Raw genomic sequence first — 6596 nt, 5'->3', positions numbered from 1 at the left:
GCGCGGATAAAACCTTCAGACCTTCGTCAGCCAGTGGGCGTACTTGTCGCTCTTGCCGGACACCACGTCGAAGAACGCGGCTTGCAGCTTTTCCGTGATCGGGCCGCGCGCGCCGCTGCCGATCGTGCGGTTGTCGAGTTCGCGGATCGGCGTGACTTCGGCGGCGGTGCCGGTGAAGAACGCTTCGTCGCAGGTGTAGACCTCGTCGCGGGTGATGCGCTTCTCGACCACCGGAATGCCGAAGTCGCGCGCGAGCGTGATGACCGTGTCGCGCGTGATGCCATCGAGGCACGACGCCAGGTCCGGCGTGTAGAGCTTGCCGTTGTTGACGAGGAAGAAGTTTTCGCCGGAGCCTTCGGAGACGTAGCCGTCGACATCGAGCAGCAGCGCTTCGTCGTAGCCGTCGGCGATCGCTTCCTGGTTCGCGAGGATCGAGTTCACGTACCAGCCGGACGCCTTCGCGCGGACCATCGATACGTTCACGTGATGGCGCGTGAATGACGACGTCTTCACGCGGATGCCCTTGGCGATGCCGTCTTCGCCGAGGTAAGCGCCCCACGGCCATGCGGCGATCGCGACGTGGATCGTGTTGCCCTTGGCCGATACGCCGAGCTTTTCCGAGCCGACCCAGACGATCGGGCGCAGGTAGCAGGATTCGAGCTTGTTTTCGCGGACCACCTCGCGCTGCGCGGCGGCGAGCGTTTCATGGTCGAACGGCACGTCCATCTGGAAAATCTTCGCCGAGTTCAACAGCCGCTTGGTGTGTTCCTGCAGACGGAAGATCGCGGTGCCGCCGCCGGCTGTCTTGTAGGCGCGGACGCCCTCGAAAACGCCCATGCCGTAATGCAGCGTGTGGGTCAGCACATGGATCTTGGCATCGCGCCAGTCGATGAGCTTGCCATCCATCCAGATCTTGCCGTCGCGGTCGGCCATTGACATACGATTCTCCAGCAGGTGCGTTGTGAGGTGCGGCCATGAGCGCCAGGGCCTAGCCGGGAGCGCTATTTTAGCGTCATTTGCACACGCAACGGGCATTCCAGCGCATCGCCGCGCGCATCGTCATGCGCATCGTCATGCGTATCCCGGCACCCGTCGCGGAAGCTATAATCCAGCGCACGCATAATTCGAATCGGTATGCTTCAAATCCCTTTGCGCCAGAGGGTGCCCGCCGCGGGCGCCCAGCAAACCGGCGCCGCCCCGGCCCTGCTGACGGCGCAGTTAGCGCCGCTTCTCTTCGTCTGATGCTCGCTCGACTGTCCGCTACCGATCGCCATGCTTTCCGTCAAGGTATGCGCGACTACGCGCCCACGCTGATGGCGATCTGCTCGTGGGGGCTCGTCACCGGTGTCGCGATGAGCAAGTCCGTGCTGACGCTGCCGCAGGCGCTCACGATGTCGCTGCTGTGCTACGCCGGCTCGTCGCAGCTCGCGGTGCTACCGCTGCTCGCGGCCAAACTGCCGGTCTGGACCGTGCTGCTCACCGCGGCGATGGTCAATACCCGGTTCGTGATCTTCAGCGCTGGTCTCGCCCCGCATTTCTCGTATCTGCCGATGTGGCGACGCATCGTGCTCGGCTATTTCAACGGCGACGTGATCTATCTGCTGTTCCAGAAAAAGAGCTTTGCGATCGGCTACCTGCCGGGCAAGGAGGCGTACTTCTGGGGCATGGCGGTGTCGAGCTGGCTGTCGTGGCAGGTGTCGTCGATTGTCGGCATCCTGCTCGCCAGCCTGATTCCCGATAACTGGGGGCTCGCGCTCGCCGGCACGCTCGCGCTGCTGCCCATCATGGTGTCGGCGGTCGCCACGCGCTCGACGCTCGTCGCGGTCAGCGTCGCCGGCATCGTCGCGCTGCTCGCGATCGATCTGCCGTACCGGCTCGCGCTGCCGCTCGCGGTGATCACGGCGATCGCCGCCGGCAGCGTGGCCGACCTGATGATCGAGCGCGCGGATCTGCGCCGCATCCGCCGCATGAGCCGCATGCGCGACAGCACCCGAGACCCCCGATGACCTCCACGCAGATCTGGCTTGCCATCTTCGGCATGACCTTCGTCACCGCGCTCACGCGCGCGCTGTTCCTGATTGGCGGCGAGCGCACGGTGCTGCCGGAGCGCGTGCAGCGGGTACTGCGCTATGCACCGGCCGCGGCGCTCGCCGCCGTGGTGCTGCCCGACGTGCTGACGACGCCCGAGGGCCTGTCGTTCGGGCCGTCCAACCATGAGTTCTACGCGACGCTGGGCGGGCTCGCTTGGTTCTTGTGGCGCCGTACGATGCTCGGCACGATTGTCACCGGCATGCTCGTCTTCACGGTGCTGCGCCTCGTTATGTAGTGGCCGCAGCGAGGGCCCCAGCGACGGCTTTCACGTCGCGGCAAGACCCGTGCGAGCAGCGGACGCAAATATGCGGGATTCGCCCCGTCGCGGGCCGGAAGGCCGGTTGCATCAGTTAAAATACCCCTTTCCGGGTTGAGCGCGCCGCAGCGACGCGCCACTGCCGCGGCCCGGCCGCCGGCGCCCGATCCCGCGGAACCGTTGGGCCGAAGCGCGGGCGTTTTTCCGCACCGGGCCCGGCGCGCAGTCCGCCACCGCCTTCTCATCAACTCGCATACTCAAGCCCATGAACAAAGTATTGCGTCTCTCCGACCTGATCGCCGAAGGCAAGCTGTCCGGTCAACGGGTGTTCATCCGCGCCGATCTCAACGTGCCGCAGGACGATCAGGGCAACATCACCGAAGACACCCGCATCCGCGCCTCGGTGCCGGCTATCAAGGCCGCGCTGGACGCAGGCGCCGCCGTGATGGTGACCTCGCACCTGGGCCGTCCGACCGAAGGCGACTTCAAGCCGGAAGACTCGCTCGCGCCGGTCGCCAAACGTCTTGCCGAACTGCTCGGCCGCGACGTGCCGCTGGTCGCGAACTGGGTCGAAGACGGCGTGAAGGTCGCGCCGGGCTCGGTCGTGCTGCTCGAGAACTGCCGCGTGAACAAGGGCGAAAAGAAGGATTCCGACGAGCTCGCGCAGAAAATGGCCAAGCTCTGCGACATCTATGTGAACGACGCGTTCGGCACCGCGCACCGCGCCGAAGCCACCACGCACGGTATCGCCAAATACGCGCCGGTCGCCTGCGCGGGCCCGCTGCTCGCCGCCGAACTCGAAGCGCTCGGCAAGGCGCTCGGCGCGCCGAAGCGTCCGCTGGTCGCGATCGTCGCCGGCTCGAAGGTGTCGACCAAGCTGACCATTCTGAAGTCGCTCGCGGACAAGGTCGATCAGCTGATCGTCGGCGGGGGCATCGCCAATACGTTCATGCTGGCCGCCGGCCTGAAGATCGGCAAATCGCTTGCCGAAGCGGACCTGGTGAGTGAAGCGAAGGCGATCATCGACGCGGCGAAGGCCCGCGGCGCCTCGGTGCCGATTCCGACCGACGTCGTCACGGCCAAGGCGTTTTCGCCGACCGCCAAGGCCGAAGTCAAGGCGGTCGCCGACGTCGAGGACGACGACATGATTCTCGACATCGGCCCGCAGACCGCGCAGGCGCTGGCCGCGCAGCTGGAGAAGGCCGGCACGGTCGTGTGGAACGGCCCGGTCGGCGTGTTCGAGTTCGACCAGTTCGGTAACGGCACGAAGACGCTCGCGGATGCGATCGCACGTTCGTCGGCGTTCTCGATCGCGGGCGGCGGCGATACGCTCGCGGCGATCGCCAAGTACGGTATCCACGATCAGGTCAGTTACATATCGACGGGCGGCGGCGCTTTCCTCGAATTCCTCGAGGGCAAGAAGCTGCCGGCGGTCGAAGTTCTGGAATCGCGGGCTTAACGTGGCGACGCGCTCCCCTACGGCGAAGTCGATCAGAACGCGAGGCGCGCAAGCGCCGCGCGATACCACGGCAGCGACGGCAGGGGAGCGCGCGAAGCGCGCCACCGGGCCGGCGGCAGCGGCCGGACAACAAGCGGCCGCACAGCCCGGTTCCACGCCGACACCGCAGCCCAGCGGCGCACCCGGCGCCAACCCGACGGCACCGCACGCGCCGCTCTCGAATACCACTTCATCCAAAAAAGCGACGCCGCTGGCAAGCGGCGCGCGACCTCGTGCAGCATCTTCCGATGCGCAGACTTCGCAGCAGCTCCGCAGCGCTCATCCCAGCGATTCCATCCAGACGAGGAGACTCATGCATCGCGCCACCAAGATTGTCGCCACTATCGGTCCAGCTTCCAGCACGCCGGAAATCCTGCTGCAAATGATTCAGGCGGGGCTCGATGTGGTGCGGCTCAACTTCTCGCACGGCACCGCGGACGATCACCGCCAGCGCGCCGAATTCGTGCGCGAGGCGGCCCGTCAGGCCGGCCGCGAAGTCGCCATCATGGCCGACCTGCAAGGCCCGAAAATCCGCGTCGGCAAGTTCGAAAACGGCAAGGTCAACCTGGTTGCCGGCGAGGCCTTCGTGCTCGACGCCGACTGCGAAGTCGGCGGCCAGCAGCGCGCCGGCCTCGACTATAAGGATCTGCCGCGCGACCTGAAGCCGGGCGACGTGCTGCTGCTCAACGACGGCCTGATCGTGCTGGACGTGCAACGCGTAATCGGCAGCGAGATCCATACGATCGTGAAGATCGGCGGCGAGCTGTCGAACAACAAGGGTATCAACCGCCAGGGCGGCGGTCTGTCGGCCCCCGCGCTGACCGCGAAAGACATGGAAGACATCCGCACGGCGATGTCGCTCGGCGTCGATTTCATCGCGGTGTCGTTCCCGAAAAACGCAACCGACATGGAAATGGCCCGCCAGTTGGCCAACATCGCCGGCGCGCCGTACGGCATCAAGCCGAAGATGATCGCGAAGATCGAGCGCGCGGAGGCGATTCCGGCGCTCCAGGGCATTCTCGACGCATCGGACGGCATCATGGTCGCGCGCGGCGACCTCGCCGTCGAAGTCGGCAACGCGGCCGTGCCGGCGCTGCAAAAGCGGATGATCCGGATGGCGCGCGAATCGAACAAGTTCGTGATCACCGCGACGCAGATGATGGAGTCGATGATCCACGCGCCGGTGCCGACCCGCGCGGAAGTGTCGGACGTCGCGAACGCGGTGCTCGACGGCACTGACGCGGTGATGCTGTCGGCGGAATCGGCGGCTGGCAAATACCCGGTGCAGACCATCGAGACGATGGCGGCGATCTGCCTCGAAGCGGAGAAGTCCGAACAGTCCGAGCTCGACAAGGATTTCCTCGACCATACCTTCACGCGGATCGACCAGTCGATCGCAATGGGCGCGCTGTTTACCGCCTATCACCTTGGCGCGAAGGCGATCGTCGCGCTGACCGAATCGGGTTCCACCGCGCTGTGGATGTCGCGTCACTGGTCCCACGTGCCGATTTTCGCGCTGACGCCGCGCGTCGGCAGCGAGCGGGCGATGGCGCTGTACCGCAATGTGACGTCGCTGCATCTGGATACCAACACCGACCGTGACATCGCGCTCCAGCAGGCGTTGGAAACCGTGGTCGGCAATGGCTATGCGTCGCGCGGCGATATGGTCGTGCTGACGGTCGGCGAGCCGATGGGTCAGGCCGGTGGCACCAACACGTTGAAGATCGTCCGGGTCGGCGAACCGTACTGATTACGCTGGACCGTCCGATCGGCACAGGCGGGATCGAGCGAAGCAGAGCCGTCCGCGTGCGCGGCGCCCATCTGACGCGATGCGGCGGCGTGTGCGACGGCGCACCAACGCACGCGCATGAGCGCTGGAATGCGATCTGCTTCGCGATAAAATCGCCGCAAAAGATGCCGACGGCAAAGAATTCGTTTCAATCTTAGGAGTTACAGCATGCCTCTCGTATCAATGCGTCAACTGCTGGATCATGCCGCCGAAAACGGTTATGGCCTGCCGGCATTCAACGTGAACAACCTTGAGCAGGTGCAGGCGATCATGGCCGCCGCCGACAAGGTCGACGCCCCGGTGATCATGCAGGCGTCGGCCGGCGCGCGGAAGTACGCGGGCGAGCCGTTCCTGCGTCACCTGATCGAAGCGGCGGTCGAGTCGTATCCGCATATTCCGGTCGTGATGCACCAGGACCACGGCCAATCGCCGGCGGTCTGCATGGCCGCGATCCGCAGCGGCTTCACCAGCGTGATGATGGACGGTTCGCTGGAAGCCGACGGCAAGTCGGTCGCATCGTACGAGTACAACGTCGAAGTGTCGCGCAAGGTCGTCGAGGCGGCGCATTCGATCGGCGTGACCGTCGAGGCCGAGCTGGGCGTGCTCGGTTCGCTCGAAACGATGAAGGGCGACAAGGAAGACGGCCACGGCGCCGACGGCACGATGACGCGCGAGCAGCTGCTGACCGATCCGGAGCAGGCCGCCGACTTCGTCAAGCTGACCCAGTGCGACGCGCTGGCCATTGCGATCGGCACGTCGCACGGCGCGTACAAGTTCAGCAAGAAGCCGACCGGAGATATCCTGTCGATCCAGCGCATCAAGGAAATCCACCAGCGCATCCCCAACACGCACCTGGTGATGCACGGCTCGTCGTCGGTGCCGCAGGAGCTGCTCGCGGAAATCCGCGAATTCGGCGGCGACATGAAGGAAACCTACGGCGTACCGGTCGAGGAAATCCAGGA

General features: G+C 65.5%; 6 protein-coding genes. 5 read left to right on the top strand and 1 reads right to left on the bottom strand.

The genetic code is table 11. From position 1 onward, the window contains the following. Positions 1 to 15 precede the first annotated feature (15 nt). On the bottom strand, positions 16 to 939 hold the full coding sequence (locus VGH68_RS19055) for a branched-chain amino acid transaminase (RefSeq protein ID WP_331605240.1): 924 nt from the start codon (positions 937 to 939) through the stop codon (positions 16 to 18). Positions 940 to 1241: 302 nt separating this feature from the next. Here VGH68_RS19055 and VGH68_RS19050 point away from each other — a divergent pair, with 302 nt between their 5' ends. From VGH68_RS19050 to VGH68_RS19030, 5 genes are all read left to right on the top strand, one after another. Then, positions 1242 to 2006 carry an AzlC family ABC transporter permease gene (locus tag VGH68_RS19050; protein WP_331605239.1) on the top strand — a complete coding sequence of 255 codons (765 nt, stop codon included), beginning with the start codon at positions 1242 to 1244 and terminating at the stop codon, positions 2004 to 2006. After that, positions 2003 to 2326, top strand: a complete 324-nt coding sequence (locus VGH68_RS19045) for an AzlD domain-containing protein (protein WP_331605238.1) — start codon at positions 2003 to 2005, stop codon at positions 2324 to 2326. Before VGH68_RS19050 ends, VGH68_RS19045 begins: the two co-directional genes overlap by 4 nt. A 286-nt stretch (positions 2327 to 2612) precedes the next feature. Further along, on the top strand, positions 2613 to 3806 hold the full coding sequence (locus VGH68_RS19040) for a phosphoglycerate kinase (RefSeq protein ID WP_331605237.1): 1194 nt from the start codon (positions 2613 to 2615) through the stop codon (positions 3804 to 3806). Positions 3807 to 4158: 352 nt separating this feature from the next. Then, positions 4159 to 5595 carry a pyruvate kinase gene (gene pyk, locus VGH68_RS19035; protein ID WP_331605236.1) on the top strand — a complete coding sequence of 479 codons (1437 nt, stop codon included), beginning with the start codon at positions 4159 to 4161 and terminating at the stop codon, positions 5593 to 5595. Between the two features lie 207 nt (positions 5596 to 5802). Further along, positions 5803 to 6596 (top strand): ketose-bisphosphate aldolase (locus VGH68_RS19030; RefSeq protein ID WP_331605235.1); only part of this gene is annotated, 794 nt, incomplete at its 3' end.

This window comes from Paraburkholderia sp. (assembly GCF_036488505.1).
In the GTDB taxonomy this organism is placed as follows: Bacteria; Pseudomonadota; Gammaproteobacteria; order Burkholderiales; family Burkholderiaceae; genus Paraburkholderia.
Note: the sequence above shows the minus strand (reverse complement) of the source record. Positions and strands in the feature narration are given on the sequence as shown.